The organism is Bacillus sp. SIMBA_154 (assembly GCF_046536015.1).
Classification (GTDB): Bacteria; Bacillota; Bacilli; order Bacillales; family Bacillaceae; genus Bacillus; species Bacillus pumilus_P.
In genome coordinates, this window is the sequence record NZ_JAWJBV010000586.1 from 1 (window position 1) to 242 (window position 242).

The following is a 242-nucleotide window of genomic DNA, read 5'->3' on the forward strand; positions in this document are numbered from 1 at the left end:
CTTGATAGTGCACTTTCTACTTGCTCGTAATCATCATTAATGAGGCTCCACAATGCTTGCTCTATTGCCGCATGTTTACGCTCTTGGCTTCGCGCAAAAAAGCCATGCTTAGTGTTTCTGTATATAGATAAACAGTAACGCACTAGCTTATAAGTTAAATATAAAGCCGCTGCGCTCAGTGCTGCCATAATACAAAACGAAACAATTGTACCCTCTATGGTGGTGTTGTTAAATGAAATCAG

General features: G+C 40.1%; 1 protein-coding gene. It reads right to left on the reverse strand.

What is annotated here, in order from left to right:
• Positions 1-242 (reverse strand): heme biosynthesis HemY N-terminal domain-containing protein (locus R0K30_RS23250; RefSeq protein WP_410613364.1); only part of this gene is annotated, 242 nt, incomplete at both ends.